This is a genomic window from Pseudarthrobacter sp. S3 (assembly GCF_050156905.1).
Taxonomy (GTDB): domain Bacteria; phylum Actinomycetota; class Actinomycetes; order Actinomycetales; family Micrococcaceae; genus Arthrobacter.
The window spans coordinates 2,041,357-2,057,870 of the sequence record NZ_CP189583.1 but is presented as its reverse complement, the minus strand read 5'-3'; the positions used below and the strand labels follow the sequence as shown (position 1 = coordinate 2,057,870).

At 65.4% G+C, this 16,514-nt stretch carries 11 protein-coding genes; 4 read left to right on the top strand and 7 right to left on the bottom strand.

Going from position 1 to position 16,514, the window contains the following annotated elements; genetic code table 11:
- Positions 1 to 2: 2 nt before the first annotated feature.
- Positions 3 to 1,403 (bottom strand): replication-associated recombination protein A, encoded by a 1,401-nt coding sequence (locus ACQCSV_RS09875; protein WP_354155004.1) that lies wholly within the window; start codon positions 1,401 to 1,403, stop codon positions 3 to 5.
- A 75-nt stretch (positions 1,404 to 1,478) separates the two neighbouring features.
- Here ACQCSV_RS09875 and ACQCSV_RS09870 point away from each other — a divergent pair, with 75 nt between their 5' ends.
- Positions 1,479 to 2,189: an acVLRF1 family peptidyl-tRNA hydrolase gene (locus ACQCSV_RS09870; RefSeq protein WP_354223222.1), complete on the top strand. Its 711-nt coding sequence runs from the start codon at positions 1,479 to 1,481 to the stop codon at positions 2,187 to 2,189.
- Here ACQCSV_RS09870 and ACQCSV_RS09865 read toward each other — a convergent pair.
- Both ACQCSV_RS09865 and aspS read right to left on the bottom strand, forming a co-directional pair.
- Positions 2,186 to 3,064, bottom strand: a complete 879-nt coding sequence (locus tag ACQCSV_RS09865) for a GNAT family N-acetyltransferase (protein ID WP_354155002.1) — start codon at positions 3,062 to 3,064, stop codon at positions 2,186 to 2,188. The two genes, ACQCSV_RS09870 and ACQCSV_RS09865, sit on opposite strands and share 4 nt — an antisense overlap.
- A 69-nt stretch (positions 3,065 to 3,133) precedes the next feature.
- On the bottom strand, positions 3,134 to 4,921 hold the full coding sequence (gene aspS / locus ACQCSV_RS09860; protein WP_354155001.1) for an aspartate--tRNA ligase: 1,788 nt from the start codon (positions 4,919 to 4,921) through the stop codon (positions 3,134 to 3,136).
- 109 nt (positions 4,922 to 5,030) lie between these two features.
- Here aspS and ACQCSV_RS09855 point away from each other — a divergent pair, with 109 nt between their 5' ends.
- On the top strand, positions 5,031 to 6,287 hold the full coding sequence (locus ACQCSV_RS09855; RefSeq protein WP_354155000.1) for an APC family permease: 1,257 nt from the start codon (positions 5,031 to 5,033) through the stop codon (positions 6,285 to 6,287).
- Positions 6,288 to 6,310: 23 nt separating this feature from the next.
- Here ACQCSV_RS09855 and hisS read toward each other — a convergent pair whose 3' ends face one another.
- On the bottom strand, positions 6,311 to 7,696 hold the full coding sequence (gene hisS / locus ACQCSV_RS09850; RefSeq protein ID WP_354154999.1) for a histidine--tRNA ligase: 1,386 nt from the start codon (positions 7,694 to 7,696) through the stop codon (positions 6,311 to 6,313).
- A gap of 235 nt (positions 7,697 to 7,931) precedes the next feature.
- Between hisS and ACQCSV_RS09845 the strand changes: the two genes are divergently transcribed.
- Entirely contained in the window at positions 7,932 to 8,732 is an 801-nt protein-coding gene (locus ACQCSV_RS09845) for a peptidylprolyl isomerase (RefSeq protein WP_354223220.1), read from the top strand.
- A 66-nt stretch (positions 8,733 to 8,798) separates the two neighbouring features.
- Positions 8,799 to 10,415: a DUF349 domain-containing protein gene (locus ACQCSV_RS09840; protein ID WP_354154997.1), complete on the top strand. Its 1,617-nt coding sequence runs from the start codon at positions 8,799 to 8,801 to the stop codon at positions 10,413 to 10,415.
- 691 nt (positions 10,416 to 11,106) lie between these two features.
- Here ACQCSV_RS09840 and ACQCSV_RS09835 read toward each other — a convergent pair.
- From ACQCSV_RS09835 to secD, 3 genes are all read right to left on the bottom strand, one after another.
- Positions 11,107 to 13,500, bottom strand: a complete 2,394-nt coding sequence (locus tag ACQCSV_RS09835) for a RelA/SpoT family protein (protein ID WP_282330656.1) — start codon at positions 13,498 to 13,500, stop codon at positions 11,107 to 11,109.
- A gap of 138 nt (positions 13,501 to 13,638) precedes the next feature.
- Positions 13,639 to 14,661, bottom strand: coding sequence for a protein translocase subunit SecF (gene secF, locus ACQCSV_RS09830; protein ID WP_354154996.1), 1,023 nt, complete (start codon positions 14,659 to 14,661; stop codon positions 13,639 to 13,641).
- Positions 14,661 to 16,418: a protein translocase subunit SecD gene (gene secD / locus ACQCSV_RS09825; protein ID WP_354154995.1), complete on the bottom strand. Its 1,758-nt coding sequence runs from the start codon at positions 16,416 to 16,418 to the stop codon at positions 14,661 to 14,663. Before secD ends, secF begins: the two co-directional genes overlap by 1 nt.
- Positions 16,419 to 16,514: the final 96 nt, after the last annotated feature.

Sequence of the window (16,514 nt, the reverse complement as noted above, 5' to 3'; positions counted from 1 at the left end):
GGTCAGGTGCCGCGGATGATCTTCCGCAGCCGTTCGAGGCGCACGGCAATGTCCCGTTCCGCACCGTTGCCGGTCGGCTCGTAGTAGTCGCGTCCCACCAGGTCATCCGGCGGGTACTGCTGGCTGGCCACCGAATGGGGGGCATCGTGGGCGTACTTGTAGCCGAGCCCGTGGCCCAGCTGCTTGGAGCCCGGGTAGTGCGCATCACGCAGGTGCGCCGGGATCCCGTTGCCCAGGCCGGCACGGACATCCGCGACGGCCTTGTTGATTCCCATATATGCGGCATTGGATTTCGGCGCGGTGGCCAGGTGCACCACGGCCTCGGCCAGGACGATCCGCCCTTCGGGCATGCCGATCAGCTGCACCGCCTGGGCGGCGGCAACGGCCGTCTGCAGCGCCGTGGGGTCCGCCATTCCCACGTCCTCCGCCGCCGAAATCACGATGCGGCGGGCGATGAACCTCGGGTCCTCTCCAGCCTCCAGCATCCTGGCGAGGTAGTGCAGTGCGGCGTCCACGTCGGACCCGCGGACGGATTTGATGAAGGCGCTGGCGACGTCATAGTGCTGGTCCCCGGCGCGGTCATACCGCACGGCGGCCACATCCAGGGCACGTTCGGTGTGCTTGAGCTCGACGGTGACCAGCGAGTCGGCACCTGCGTCGTCCGCATCCCCGAATGCCACTCCCGCCGCGGCTTCTAGTGCCGTCAATGCACGGCGCGCATCGCCGCCGGCGAGCCTGACGAGGTGGGCCAGGGCCTCGGAGCTGAGCTCCACTTTCCCGTTCAGGCCGCGATCGTCGGACACGGCGCGTTGCAGGAGCCCTTCGATGTCCGCCTCCGTCAGTGGTTTCAGGGTGAGCAGGAGGGAACGGGACAGCAGCGGCGAAACCACCGAAAAGGACGGGTTTTCGGTGGTTGCCGCCACGAGCACCACCCAGCGGTTCTCCACGCCGGGCAGCAGGGCATCCTGCTGTGCCTTGTTGAAGCGGTGGATCTCGTCGAGGAAAAGCACCGTGGTGGTTTTGTACAGATCCCGCGCTGTGAGGGCTTCGTCCATGACCCGCCGAACGTCCTTGACGCCCGCCGTGATGGCCGACAACTCCACGAACTTCCGCCCCTTGCCCTTGGCGATCACATGGGCCAGGGTGGTTTTCCCGGTCCCGGGAGGTCCCCAGAGGATCAGGGAGCTGGGGCCTGCGGGGCCCAGGGCGTCGGTGCCGGCCGCCAGTTGCCGCAACGGCGATCCCTGCCCCAGCAGGTGCTGCTGGCCGACCACGTCATCGAGCGTGCGTGGCCGCATCCGGACGGCCAAAGGACTGCGCGGCGCGGCGGTACGGCCGGACGACGGCGGTTCGTCACTGTCGTCGTCGTCATTGCCATGCCCTTGGGCGAAGAGATCATCCACATAGATAGGCTACTCATTAGTTCACCGCCCCATTTCCGCCCGCCATTTTCCGCCCGCCACCTAAGGGATCCCGCCATGAGCGCACGCAGCACCCCCGGCGCCGGCCGTACGGGGTCCGTCAGGACCGCGTTTGTGTCCGGCGAACGCCTGGCGGGATGGGCGGACCGCTTCGGTGCCGCGCACGGCGGCTTGCGGATCAGCGATGACGACGACGGCGTGCGGCTGGTGGCGGACGACGGCACCACCGCCTTGCTCCAGGCGCCCTGGCCACCGGACGGAAGGCCGGGACGGGGCGCCGATCTGCTGGAGCGCCTGGCCTCCGTCGCCGCCCAGCCCCGGACGGCCGGACTGGTGCTCGTGCGGCGCGGCGGCTACGCGGCGGCCGTGGCCAGGGAAGGTATCCTGCTCGCGTCCAAGACGGGCACACGCTACGTCCAGTCCCGCAGCGCGGCCGGTGGCCAGTCCCAGCAGCGGTTCGCACGCCGCCGGGCCAACCAGGCGGATGAGCTGGTGGAGAAAGTGGCAGCGCACGCAGCAGCGGTCTTCGACGGCCAGCCACTCGAGTATCTTGCTCCCGGCGGGGACAGGACCCTTGCTGGGCTGGTCATGGATCACCCGGCCCTGAGGCCCTATGCCTCAGTCCCGCGGCTGGACTTCCTGGATGTGCCCGATCCCAACGGCTCGGTGCTGAGGAAGGCCGCCGCGGATGTCTGCGCCGTCCGGATCCAGGTAGCGGACGCGCCTGCGAACAACCCGGCGAGCAATCAGAATCTCCGGGCCCCTTAGCAGCCGGTCAGATGCCGCGTGGGCCGTTCCTGCCGGTAAAGGTAGCGGCCGGCTTCCTGGAATCCCGCCTTGGCGTAGAGCTGCTGGGCTCCGGAGTTCGCTTCGGTGACCAGCAGCCAGTAGCGGGCCAGGTTGCGCGTGTGGCCTTCATGCAGGAGTGCCTGCATGATCCGCAGGGCATGGCCGCGTCGCCGGGCGTCCGGGCGGGTGGCCATGCTGTACAGCCCGCCCCAACTGCCTCCTGCCTCCCCGGTGGGAGGGACAGCGAGCCGGCCGACGGCGGCGGGAACACCGTCGTCGGACCTCACCAGGGCATAGAGCGACGGGCAGCCTGCCAGGATGCCGCGTGCGGTCTCGCGCTCGGCCGGGCCGCCGCGGCCATCCACGCTCCACCACAGCTCGATCCACTCATCGCTGGGGACCGTGGAGATCTCGACGCCGGAATCGGCCACCGCAGGGTGGGTCACCGATGGTCGAACCGCAGGGTGGGTCACCGATGGTCGAACCGCAGGTTGGTCCGCTCCGTTCGCGCCGTTGCGCCGGCACATCACCAGTGTTTCGGACTGCCGGGTGAAGCCTTCCCCGTCGAGGACGGTATTCAGTCCGGCGGAGCGGGGATCATCGAAGACCTGGAAAATCAACGGCAGGCGCCTGCGGCGGTACCAGAGCCGCGCCGCGTGCAAGGCCTCGTGCTGCCGGCCGGTGTCGCGATCCGGCTCGCGCAGCCAGACCGAGTTGGCCCGCTGGGTCACGCCGGAGGCTGCCCGAAGCACCCAGCCGCCGGATTCCTCACGGTCCGGGGCCGGCCAGGCGGCGTCCATCAGCGCCTCAAACCCGGGCAGGGCAAGGGCTGGTGCAGGACGTGAAACTGTCATGATGTACCACTCTTCCAATGCGAAAGGCCCCCCGGTTTCCCGGGGAGCCTCTCGACTGCGGTGTCCAGGTTACTCGGCCTTTTCGGGCTCTTCCGTTTTCGCCTGGGGCTTGAAGTCCACGCCGGCTTCCTTGCGCTGCTGCGCCGTGATCGGCGCGGGTGCCTGCGTCAGCGGGTCGTAGCCGTTGCCGGTCTTCGGGAAAGCGATGACGTCGCGGATGGACTCCACGCCTGCCAGCAGTGCAACCACGCGGTCCCAGCCGAACGCGATGCCGCCGTGCGGAGGGGCGCCGAATTTGAAGCCTTCGAGAAGGAAGCCGAACTTGGTCTGGGCGTCTGCCTTGTCCAGCCCCATCAGTTCGAAGACGCGTTCCTGGACGTCGCGCTCGTGGATACGGATTGAGCCGCCACCGATTTCGTTGCCGTTGCAAACAATGTCGTAGGCGTAGGACAGGGCCGATTCCGGATCCTTGTCGAACGTGTCCATGAACTCAGGCTTGGGCGAGGTGAAGGCGTGGTGGACGGCCGTCCACTTTCCGGCACCAACAGCCACATCGCCGGACGCCACCGCTGCGGCGGCCGGTTCGAACATGGGGGCGTCAACCACCCAGCAGAAGGCCCAGGCGCCGGGATCGATCAGGCCGGTACGGTGGCCGATCTCCACGCGCGCAGCACCCAGGAGGGCGCGCGCCGCTGACTTCTCACCTGCGGCGAAGAAGATGCAGTCGCCCGGCTTGGCGCCCACAGCGTCGGCGAGGCCTGCACGCTCGGTGTCGTTCAGGTTCTTGGCAACCGGGCCAGCCAGTTCGCCGTCTTCCTTGAAGAGGACGTATGCCAGGCCCTTGTGGCCGCGCTGCTTGGCGAATTCCTGCCAGCCGTCCAGGGTGCGTCGCGGCTGGGAAGCGCCGCCGGGCATCACCACGGCGCCGACATACGAGGCCTTGAAGACGCCGAAGCCGGTGTCCTTGAAGAATTCGGTGAGCTCAGTCAGTTCCACGCCGAAGCGGAGATCGGGCTTGTCCGAGCCATAGCGCGCCATGGCATCTGCGTACGTGATGCGCTGGATGGGCGTGGGGATCTCGACGTCGATCAGCTTCCACAGCGCCTTGACGATGTTTTCGCCCAGGGCAATGATGTCGTCCTGGTCCACGAAACTGGCTTCGATGTCCAGTTGGGTGAATTCGGGCTGGCGGTCGGCGCGGAAGTCCTCGTCGCGGTAGCAGCGCGCGATCTGGTAGTACTTCTCGAAGCCACCCACCTGCAGGAGCTGCTTGAAAAGCTGCGGGGACTGCGGCAGCGCGTACCAGGAACCCGGCGCCAGGCGGGCGGGGACCACGAAGTCGCGGGCGCCTTCCGGCGTCGAACGCGTCAGCGTGGGGGTTTCGATTTCGACGTAACCGTCCTGGTGGAGCAGTTCGCGGGCAATCCGGTTGGCTTCGGAGCGCAGCCGGAGGTTGCGGGCGGGGCCGGGGCGGCGCAGGTCAAGGTAGCGGTGCTTCAGGCGGGCTTCCTCACCGACCTCCACGTGCTCATCGATCTGGAACGGCAGCGGATCGGAGGTGTTGAGGATAACCACCTTGTCCGCCATGACCTCGATGGCGCCGGTGGCCAAGGCGGGGTTCTCGTTGCCCTCGGGGCGCTGGGAGACGGTGCCGGTGATCTGCAGGACGTACTCGTTGCGCAGGCTGTGGAAGACCTCTTCCTCACGAACCACAACCTGGGCCACGCCGGACGCATCGCGCAGATCCACGAATGCAACACCACCGTGATCACGACGGCGGCCCACCCAGCCGGCCAGGGTTACGGTTTGTCCAATGTGCTCGGAGCGAAGGGATCCGAGGTCATGTGTGCGCAGCACAGCACGCCTTTCTGAAGAAGACAGCAGGAAAACAAAAGAAAAAACTGCATAGGATCGTTCCGGGAACAATCCCGTCTGAGTTTACCCGCTGGAAAGGCCCGCCTACCCCATGTCCGAACACCAGCAGCTGCAACGGAGGCTTGGCGTGTTTGACGCCACGTCCATCGGCCTCGGCTCCATGCTCGGGGCCGGCGTTTTTGTGGTCTTCGCCCCGGCCGCGGGACTGGCCGGACAATTCCTGGTCCTCTCCGTCCTGATCGCGGGTGCCGTTGCCTACTGCAACGCGGTGGCTTCCGCGGAGTTAGCCGCCCGGTATCCGGCGAGCGGCGGAACGTACGTATACGGACGCAGACGTTTGGGGGAATGGCCTGGTTTCCTGGCCGGCTGGGGATTTGTCAGCGGCAAAACGGCCTCCTGCGCCGCCATGGCCCTCACCGTCGGCCACTATGTCTCACCGGGCTATGCAGTGCCGGTGGCCATCGCTGCGGTCGTGGCGCTGACCGCTGTGAACCTGTTTGGGATTACCCGCACAGCGCTGCTGACCAGGATCCTGTTGTGCGTTGTCCTGGCCACGCTGGTGTTCGTTGCCGTTGCCGCGATCGTCGGGCCGCATCCGTCCGGCTTTTCAACAGGCGGGACGGCCGACGGCGGAGCTGCCGCTGGCTTGAGTGGCGTGCTGCCGGCCGCCGGCCTGATGTTCTTCGCCTTCGCCGGCTATGCGCGCATCGCCACCCTGGGCGAGGAAGTCAAGAACCCGGCCAGGACCATTCCGCGCGCGATCCTATCGGCCCTCGCCGGCGCCTTCGTTATCTACCTGGCGTTGGCGCTGCTGCTCCAAAACCACTTGACCGAAGGCCGGCTGGCCGCCACTTCGGCCCCGCTGCTGGACGCAGTGGTTAATTCGCAGTTGGCCGCCGGCGCGCCGGTCGTCCAGGCCGGCGCGGCAGCGGCCTGCCTGGGCGCGTTGCTGGCCCTCGTCACCGGCGTGGGCCGCACCACCCTGGCCATGGCGCGGGAACGCGATCTGCCGGCGCCCCTGGCACGGGTGGGCGGCCGGCACGCGGTGCCGTTCGTGGCAGAATTCGCGGTGGCCGCCGTCGTGATTCTCCTGATCCTGACCACTGACGTGATGACGGTGGTGGGGTTCTCCAGCTTCGGCGTGCTCATCTACTACGCGGTGACCAACGCCGCGGCGTACACCCTGGAGGAGCATCCGGCCCACGGCCCACGGTGGCTCAATGTGGCGGGCTTCATCAGCTGCCTGTTGCTGGCGTTCACGTTGCCGCCCGCCTCAGTGCTGGGGATGGCCGCTGTCCTGGCCGCAGGAGCGGCCGGCCGGTTCGTGGTGCTTCGGCTGCGCCGCTAGCCGGCAACGCCAGACCGGGCCGGTCAGGCCGGCTGGGCTGCCGCCGCTGGCACCTGGGCTGTTGTGACCTGGACGTTAAGGTCTTCCGACGGCGGTATCCAGGTTGCGGGATCGGCGTCGGCCTGCGCACCGGATCGGATGTCCTTGACCTGGTGCCTGCCGTCGTCGTCGGTGAACCAGACGAACGGGATGCCGCGGCGGTCCGCGAATTTGATCTGCTTGCCGAATTTCTCCGCCTTGGCAGCCACTTCCGTGGCAATGCCCCGGCTGCGGAGCTGGGCGGCGACGTCCTGCGCTGCACCCCAGCCATCGTCAGTGGTGAGCGCCACCAGCACTGCGGTGGGGACCGACCGTGAGGCCTTGGCCAGGTCCTGGCTCAAGATGCGCGACACCAGCCGGGTCACACCGATGGAGAGGCCGACGCCTGGGAACTTGCGGTTGCCCTTGCTCGCCAACGCGTCATAGCGGCCACCGGAGCAGATGGAACCGAGCTGTTCGTGGCCCACCAGGACCGTCTCCACCACCGTGCCGGTGTAGTAGTCCAGGCCGCGGGCGATGCTGAGATCGGCAATGACCTTGCCCGGCGCGCGCTGCACGGCGGCTGCGATCACCTGTTCCAGTTCATTCAGGCCCTCCTCGAGGAGGTCATTCGTCACGCCGAGTGCCCGGACCTGGGCCACAAACGAGGTGTCCTCGGTGCGGATTCCTGCCAGCTTGAGCGCTGCCTGCGCCTGCTCATCGGAGGCGCCCAGTTCGGTCTTGAGCAGCTCTGCGACCTTGGTTGCGCCAATCTTTTCCAGCTTGTCGATACTGCGGAGCACGCCGGCGGTGTCATCCAGGCCAATGCCGCGGTAGAAGCCCTCGGCAAGCTTGCGGTTGTTGATCCGCAGGCGGAAGTCCGGAATCGGCAGCGCGCTTAGGGCTTCCGCGATGACCAGGGCAATCTCCACGTCATAGCGAAACGGCAGCTCCCCGTCGCCCACAACATCGATGTCTGCCTGGGTGAATTCGCGGGCCCGGCCTTCCTGCGGGCGTTCCCCGCGCCAGACTTTCTGGATCTGGTAGCGCCGGAACGGGAACGCGAGGTATCCCGCGTTCTCGACGACGTACCGCGCAAAAGGCACCGTGAGGTCGAAGTGGAGCGCGAGGGCGTTGGGGTCCGATTTGCCGGCCTTCCCCGCGTCGGTGGTATCGGCCTCGTCGTCCTGAAGGCGGCTGAGACCGTAGACCTCTTTATCAATCTCACCCTTTCGCAGGAGCTGGCCGACGGTCTCCACGGCACGCGTCTCGATGGACGCGAAGCCGTGCAGCTCAAAAACCTTGCGAAGGGTGTCCAACACGTGCAGCTCCACCAGCCGCTCCTCGGGAAGCCACTCGGGGAATCCGGACAGGGAGGCGGTGCGTGCCATGGTGGATGTTCTCCTCTTGATGAAGGGTGCCTGGGACTTTGCCCGGCATTCCACCCGAAACGGGCAGGGAACGGCGGCAGTCCGGCAACTCATGCATAAACTATGTGCGGCAGTCAGTTTATGCGTCATCCGCCGGCATCTCTAATACAGCGGCCGGCAGCGCAGAGGGCGGCCGGCAGACACCCGCGTTCGGATTCAATATTGTCCGGACGCGGCCCGACACACAGGAGGACCAGTGGCGGCCAGTTCACGCAGCGCCCGCGAAGCCAAACGGCGCATCCAGCAGATGGAGGCAAAGCGCGAGCTGCGGCGGGACCAGGAAAAACGGCGCAAGCGTGACAACATCATCGCCGCCGGCGCCGGCACCGCCGCCGTCCTGCTCGCCGTCGTGCTCCAGCTGACTGCCTTTGCCGGCAACCCCACGGAGGACGAATACGCGGCCCTTGCGGCCGGCCTGACCAGCCCCACGGACTCCCCCGCGCCTTCCGCGCCCGCCACGAACGGCGCCAACATCCCGGCCGCGGACACCGCCGCGGGCAAGGTGTTCACTGGTGAAATGGCACTGAACGGAAACGTGCTCGGCGTCGAAATCGACGGAACCAAGGCACCCCAGGCTGCCGCGGTCTTCAAAGCACTGACGGACGAGGGCTTCTACAACGGCAGCGCGTGCCACCGGCTGACCACGGGTGAAACCTTCGGCCTCCTGCAGTGCGGTGGGGCCACCGCTGCCGCCGACCCCGGGTACACCTGGGGACCCCTCGAAAACACTCCGGCAGACAACACCTACCCTGCCGGCACGATTGCCATAGCCCGGTCCGGCGACAACGCCTACGGCAACGGCAAACAGTTCTTTGTGGTCTACAAAGACACAGTGATTCCCGCCGACTCGGCCGGGGGCTATACGGTGGTGGGCAAGGTGACCTCCGGAATGGAAGCAGTGAACGCCATTGCCGCCGCTGGAATCACCCCTGGCTCCAGTGCGTCAGACGGAGCACCTGTGCAACCAGTCACGATAGACTCGGTTTCTCTGAAGTAGGAAGCCAGGCCTTATGGCCGCGGTGCAGTACGTGAGTATTTCCCTCCAAGCGAAAGACTTTTAGCGGTGACAGACAGTCAGAAATCCGACGAAACAACAGCAGACCTGACCGAGGTAGCGGCCCCCGTGGCTGACCAGGCAGACGCTGTCCAGGCAACCGCCGAGCAGGCCACGGTTGAAACCGAGGTTCCAGCGGACGTGGATCAAGGCGGCGTGGCCGTCCCGTTTGAAAGTGACGCGGCCGGTACGGCCCCCGCTGAAGAGCCTGCGGCCATTGACGACAGCGCGGCTGTTCAGGCTCCCGCTGAGGAAGCCCCGGCGCCTGCTCCGTCGGCTCGACCCGCTCCGTCACCGGCAGCCTTCGCCGCCCGGCCCAAGCCGGCAGCAGCCGCACCTGTGGCAGCACCGGCACCCGTGGCCTCCGCGACGTCCCTGGCGGAAGCCTCAAAGTGGGGCCGTGTCGAGGGTGACGGCCACGTATTCCTGACGATCGAGGGCGATGAGCACCCGGTGGGCCAGTACCCCGGCGTCAGCAATGACGAAGCCCTTGCCTACTTCGCGCGGAAGCATGACGACATCGTTGCCCAGGTCCTGCTCCTGGAGCAGCGCATCAGCTCCAAAGCGCCCAGCACCGATATGCAGAAGACCGTCACGCACCTGCGCGAGCAGCTGGCGGAGCGGAACATGGTGGGAGACCTCCGATCCACCGAAGCACGGCTCGACGCTGTTTCCGTGCAGATCGCAGACCTCGAAAAGGCGGAGAAGGCAGAACATGACGCCGTTCGCTCCGCCGAGCTCGCGGCCCGCGAGGCCATCGTGGCCGAAGCCGAAGAGATCTCGGGGCAGGATCCCGCACAGATCCAATGGAAGACCTCCAGCGCCCGGATGAACGATCTTTTTGAAAGCTGGAAAACGGCCCAGAAGGGCGGCATCCGGCTTGGCCGCAGCAACGAGGACGCCTTGTGGAAGCGATTCCGTGCCGCCCGGACCGTCTTCGACCGTCACCGCCGCGCCTACTTCTCCCAGCTGGACAGCACCAACTCGGCCGCAAAATCGGCCAAGGAAAAGCTCATCACCGAAGCCGAAGCGCTGTCCTCATCCACCGACTGGGGCTTCGCCGCGGGCGAATACCGCCGGCTCATGGATGAATGGAAAGCCTCACCTCGTGCCAGCCGCAAGGACGACGACGCCCTCTGGGCCCGTTTCCGTGCCGCCCAGGACGTGTTCTTCACACACAGGCAGGCAGCCAACGAGGAGATCGACCAGGAATACGCCGCCAACCTCACGGTGAAGGAAGCGCTCCTCACCGAAGCGAACAGCATCCTGCCGGTCAAGGACCTGGCCGCTGCCAAAAAGGCGCTTCAGTCTGTCCGGGACCGCTGGGAGGAAGCCGGCAAGGTGCCCCGCGCCGACATGGGCCGCATCGAAGCCGGCCTCCGCAAAGTGGAGGACGCTGTCCGCAACGCCGAAGAGGAAAACTGGCAGCGTTCCAACCCCGAGACGAAGGCCCGCACCAACAGCGCCCTGTCGCAGCTGGAAGCAGCCATTTCCGGCCTGCAGGACGATCTCGCCAAGGCCGAGAAAGCCGGCGACCAGCGCAAGATCAAGGGGGCCCGCGAAGCCCTCGAGGCGAGGCAGGCTTGGTTGGACCAGATCCAGCGCTCGGCCAGCGAGCTTTCCTAGTCAATACTTTGTAGGACGCCTTTCGCCAGGCGCCTGTCGCAGGACCCACAGGCCCGGTCCCGGTTATCCACATAACCGGGACGGGGCCTGTGCTGGTTAAGGTACGACGCGGCAAAATGGAGGGATGGCCACTTCCTCACCGTCCCAATACCCGGACCTGTATTCGCCGGGGAAGCCTTTCGCGTGGCCCGAACTCCAGTCGCTGGCGGCGGATGGCATCCTGGCGCAGTTCCACCAGCACGGATTCACGTTGCCGGACGCTGCAGCGTCACCCCAGATTCGGGCCAGAACGGTGGCCAGCGCGGTGCCGGCGGCGGTCAGGCAACGCGTGGTAGCCGGGCGGATGACGGCGGCGTGGATCTACGGCTGTGCTGCTGAACCGGACCGCCTCGCGTTGCTTGTGGATGCGAAGCGGCGGATTTCGAGCCTCCGCAATACACGGGGGTGCACGCTCCATGAAGTCCGGCTGGGGCCGTTCGACGTTGTAAGTATGGGCGGGCTGATGGTCTCCAGTCCGCTGCGTACCGCCGTGGATATTGCGCTGCACGTCGACGCCCACCGGGCCCTGCCCGCGCTGGCGGGGTTGCTGGCCCGCCCGGAGCGGGACGTGCGGCTGCGCTTGCTGATCCTGGCCATCGAAGCCAGCCCCCGGGTCCCGCACAAACGGGCTGGATTGGAAAAGCTGGCCCTGCTAGCTCCGGCGCTTGTTGCCGGTGGTCCGGTAGACGTCGAACACGCCATCGATGCGCCGCACGGCACTGAGGACGTGGCTGAGGTACTTGGGGTCCCCCATCTCGAAGGCGAACCTGGAGATAGCCACCCTGTCGGTGGAGGTGTTAACGCTGGCCGCCAGAATGTTGACGTGGTTCTCGGACAGGACGCGGGTGACATCCGAGAGCAGGGACTTCCGGTCCAGCGCCTCAACCTGGATCTCCACCAGGAAAACACTTGACTGGGTGGGTGCCCAGTCCACCTCTACGATCCTGTCGGGCTGGTCCCGGAGATCGGAAATGTTGGTGCAGTCCGTACGGTGCACCGAAACACCGGAACCGCGGGTGACAAAGCCGAGAATCGGGTCCGGCGGAACAGGCGTGCAACAGCGCGCGAGCTTCACCCAGACATCGCCAACGCCGCGCACCACCACTCCGGAATCGGAGAACTTGGTCTTGGCCACCTGCGTAGGGATGCTGACTTCAGTGATGTCGTCGTCGGTGCTCTCGTTGCCGCCCAGGCTTTCAACGAGTTTCTCCATGACCGACTGCGCTGACGTATGGCCGTCCCCTACGCCGGCGTAGAGGCCGGAGATGTCAACGTACTTGAACTCTGCGGCCACCGCTGCCAAGGCCTCGTGCGTCATGAGTCGCTGCAGGGGCAGGTTCTGCTTCCGCATGGCCCGTGTCAGCAGTTCTTTGCCGCGGTCGATTGCCTCTTCGCGCCGTTCCTTGCTGAACCACTGACGGATCTTGTTCCGGGCGCGGGCACTTTTGACGAAGTGCTGCCAATCCTGGCTCGGTCCGGCGCCTTCAGCCTTCGAGGTGAAGATCTCTACCCAGTCGCCGTGGTTCAGCTCGCTGTTCAAGGGAACGAGCTTGCCGTTGACCCGCGCGCCGATGGTGCGGTGACCGACTTCGGTGTGGACCGCGTAGGCAAAATCCACCGGCGTCGAACCGGCAGGCAGGGCCATGACCTCGCCCTTGGGGGTAAAGACAAAGACTTCCCTGGCGTTGATCTCAAACCGCAGAGAGTCCAGGAACTCCCCCGGATCGGAGGTCTCCTGCTGCCAGTCAACCAGGGATCTCAGCCAGCCCATGTCGCCGTCGCGGGGGCTGCCCGGCCCCACTGCGGTACGGTTGGGCTGATCCTTGTACTTCCAATGCGCTGCCACACCGTACTCAGCCCGGCGGTGCATTTCGTGGGTCCTGATTTGGATCTCCACGGGCTTGCCGCCGGGGCCGATCACCGTGGTGTGCAGTGACTGGTACATGTTGAACTTGGGCATGGCGATATAGTCTTTGAAACGCCCCGGCAACGGGTTCCAGCGCGAATGCATGGTGCCCAGGGCTGCGTAGCAGTCCCGGACCGAATCGACGAGCACCCGGACGCCCATGAGGTCGTTGATGTCGTCGAAATCCTTGTCCCGAACGATCATCTTCTGGTAAATCGAGTAATAGTGTTTCGGCCTGCCCGTAATGGTGGCCTTGATCCGGGCGGTACGGAGGTCGTCGGTGATCTGATCCCGGATGACGCCCAGGCTCTTCTCCCGTTCCGGGGTGCGGTCGCCCACCATTCGGACGATTTCTTCATAGACCTTGGGGTAGAGGGCAGCGAAGGACAGATCCTCCAATTCCCACTTGATGGTGTTCATGCCCAGCCGGTGGGCCAGGGGCGCGAATATTTCCAGGGTTTCGCGGGCTTTTCGTGCCGATGACTCCGCGGAAACAAACCGCCAGGTCCGGGCGTTGTGGAGCCTGTCCGCGAGCTTGATCATAAGGACCCGGATGTCCTTGGCCATGGCCACAACCATCTTGCGGACGGTCTCGGACTGCGCGGCCTCACCAAAGCTGACTTTGTCCAGCTTGGTGACGCCGTCCACCAGCATGGCAACCTCAGGACCGAAGTCCTTCTTGAGGTCAGCCAGTGTGTAAGGAGTGTCCTCCACCGTGTCGTGCAGCAGGGCCGCGGCCAACGTGGTTCCGCTAAGGCCGAGCTCAGCGAGGATGGTGGCTACGGCGACGGGGTGGGTGATGTACGGGTCGCCGCTTTTGCGCTTCTGCCCGCGGTGGCTCTGCTCGGCCACCTCAAAAGCGCGCTGGATGAGGTCAAAGTCTTCTTTGGGGTTGTTCGCGCGTACGGTACGCAGCAGAGGCTCAAGAATGGGCGAATACGGTACCGCGCCGCGCCCGGTCAGCCGGGCCAGCCGGGAGCGCGTCCGCTCGCGTCGGCCGGGAAATGTAGGGCGTGCGCCCGAATTGTCTACAGGAACTGCCGGCGCCGGGCGTGCGGAAGCGGTCAGCCCGGTCTGAATTCCGTGGCCCGGGCTGTTATCCCCGTCTGCCGTTGGCACCGACGCCGAACGTTCTTCCAATGAAGCACCCCTCACGACTGTTTAATTACCTCAGTCTATTCCCCCGCCAGTTCACATATGTAACCGGGCGCTGAAATGCGAAACGGGCCGGGCGCCGTCGATATCCCGACGCCGCCCGGCCCGTTGTGGTGCGATGGGTCAGGCCCCTGCGGCCGCAGCTGATCCTTCGGTCTTGGCGTTGTTCGCGGACCTGCGTTGTTCCACGCGTTTGGCCTGCTTCACCAGGTCAGGTTCATTCTGGCGCAGCCAGGCATACATCGGGGCAGCGATAAATATGGTCGCGGCCGTACCGATCAGGATTCCGACGAACAGTGCCAGCGACAGGTCCCGCAAAGTGCCCGCCCCCAAAAGGCCGGCACCGATGAACAGGATGGCTCCGACCGGCAGGATGGCCACCATCATTGTGTTGATGGAACGCACCAGGGTCTGGTTGACGGCGAGGTTGACTTCCTCACCAAAAGTGCGGCGGGTGGACGCATCAACATCGGCGGTGTTTTCACGGATCTTGTCGAAGACCACCACCGTGTCATACAGCGAGTAGCTGAGCACGGTAAGGAACCCGATGATGGCAGACGGCGTTACCTCGAAGTCGCTGAGGGCATACACGCCTGCGGTGACGAACATCGTCACCAGCATGCCCGAAACAGCCGACAGCGACATCTTCCAGGTTCGGAAGTAGAGCGCCATAAGGACTGCGGCGAGGATCACAAACACCGCCAGGCCGATCAAGGCCTGCTTGGTAACGTCCGCACCCCATGTCGGACCGACAAAGGTGGAGGTCACCTCGTTGTCGGTGACGCCGTAGGCGGACGTCAGCCCCGCCTTGATTTTGAGTGTCTCATCATCAGTGAGTTTGTCCGTCTGGATCCGCATCGTGGTGCCGGCGACGTTGGCCACGCGCGGAATGGCTCCTGGCATCACGTCCTGCACGGCTTGTTCGCCCGCCGCGGCATCAACGGTCTTCACGTTGGAGACTGTGAACTCGGACCCACCGCGGAATTCGATGCCGAGGTTGAAGCCGCCCTTGGCAACGGGAATCAGAATGGACAAAGCCACCGCCAGCGCCGCGACGAGGAACCAGACTTTCCTGGCCCCGACAAAGTTGTAGGAGCGCTTGCCGGAGTAAAGCTCGTTGCCGAAATTGGCGAAGCTGCTGGACATTACTTGTTCTCCTTGGCTGCGCTCTTGGAGGAGCCGGTGAGCTGCTCCTGCTTTTCCGCAAGGCGGCGTTCTGCGATGGTCATGCGTCGTTCAGCTTCGGCTGCGGCACCGGTGTTTTTGGCCCGGACCACGGAAGGCTTGGCCTCAGGCGTCCGCACGCGCCCGGCGCCGCGGTAAAGCGGCACAACACCCAGCCGCTTGGGGTCCAGGCCTGAGAGCCGGTGGCCCTCCCCGAAGAACTTGGTGCGCGCCAGGACCTGGAGCGTCGGATGCGTGAACATAAAGACCACCAGGAGGTCGGCAATGGCCGTCAGACCCAGCGTGAAAGCGAACCCGCGGACGTTGCCGACAGCCACAAAGTAGAGCACCAGGGCAGCCAGCAGGTTCACGGCCTTGGAGGCAAGGACAGTGCGCTTGGCCCGCTTCCAGCCGTTCTCCACCGCGGAGACCAATCCACGGCCTTCGCGGAGTTCATCGCGGATGCGTTCAAAGTAGACGATGAACGAGTCAGCGGTCTGGCCGATGGCGACGATGAGGCCGGCCACGCCGGCGAGGGAAAGCCGGTAGTTTTCAGTCCATCCCAAGATGGCTATGGCCAGATAGGTGAGGGCGCCGGCCACCACCAGCGATGCAATAGTCACGAACCCCAGGGCGCGGTACTGGAACAGTGAGTAGACCACCACGAGCAGCAGGCCGATCAGACCGGCCAACAGGCCCATGCGCAACTGTTCGCCACCCAGGGTGGCGGAAATCTGCTGCTCGCTCTGGATTTCGAAGCTGATGGGAAGCGCACCGAACCGCAGTTGATCGGACAGCGCTTTGGCTGTCTGCTCCGTGAAGTTACCGGTGATCTGCGGCCGCCCGTCAGTGATCACAGCCAGCGACCGTGGTGCGGAGATGACCTGGTCATCGAGAACAATCGCGAACTGAGCCTTGGGATCCTTGCCCGCTTCGCCACCGGCGGCAACGTAGAACTGGTTCAGGCGCTGGGTGACGTCTTTGAACTTGGCCGTGCCTTCGCCATCGAATTGGATGTTCACGGCCCACTGGTTCGTGACGGCACCCTGAGACCCCCGCTGAAGCTGGAACGAGGACGTGACAATGTTGGTGCCCTTGACTTCGACGGGGCCCAGGATGTATTTCAGGGCCGGCGTTGTGGCCGTGGCAGGTTCGCAGGTGACCAGCGGTTTGGTGGGGTCTGACCGTTTCTGCTTGTCCTGGGACGGGTGGTCGCAGTCGAGGGTTTCGAAGGCGCGGTATAGCTCGGGAGTGATCCAGTTGACGTCGCTGCTGTTGGCCGGGTCCGCGGTGGGCTTCGGCAGCTGGTCTTCAGGGGTGAGGGATTCCGTGGAGACGGGCGCGCCGGCTCCGTTGAGGAGGACCGGGCGGAAGTTCATGTCGGCGGACGCCTGGATCAAAGCCCTGGTCTGAGTGGAAGGCGTACCCGGAAGGCTGACCACAACGTTGCGGCCGGACTGGGTGCTGATTTCCGCTTCGGCAACACCTGAGCCGTCCACACGCTGGCGGATAATGGCCACGGCCTGGTTGAGCTGCTGTTCATTGATGTCCGAACCGCCCTCAACCTTCGGCGCCAGGATCATCTGGGTGCCACCCTCGAGGTCCAGTGCCAGCTTGGGTGCCCAGCTTGCCTGTCCGGCAAGGGTGCCGCCGGCCAGGACGGCGGTCAGCACGGCGAGGACTACACCGAGCCACACCAGTACCCTCAGGCCTGAGTTGTTGGGGCCAGTTCGTGCCATTGTGAATCTTTCTCTTATTTACGGAGGAACCACCGGCGGGAACTAACAGTCCCACTGGCGGTTGTCCCCAGCCGTAGAGGCGTTATAACGCGGGCT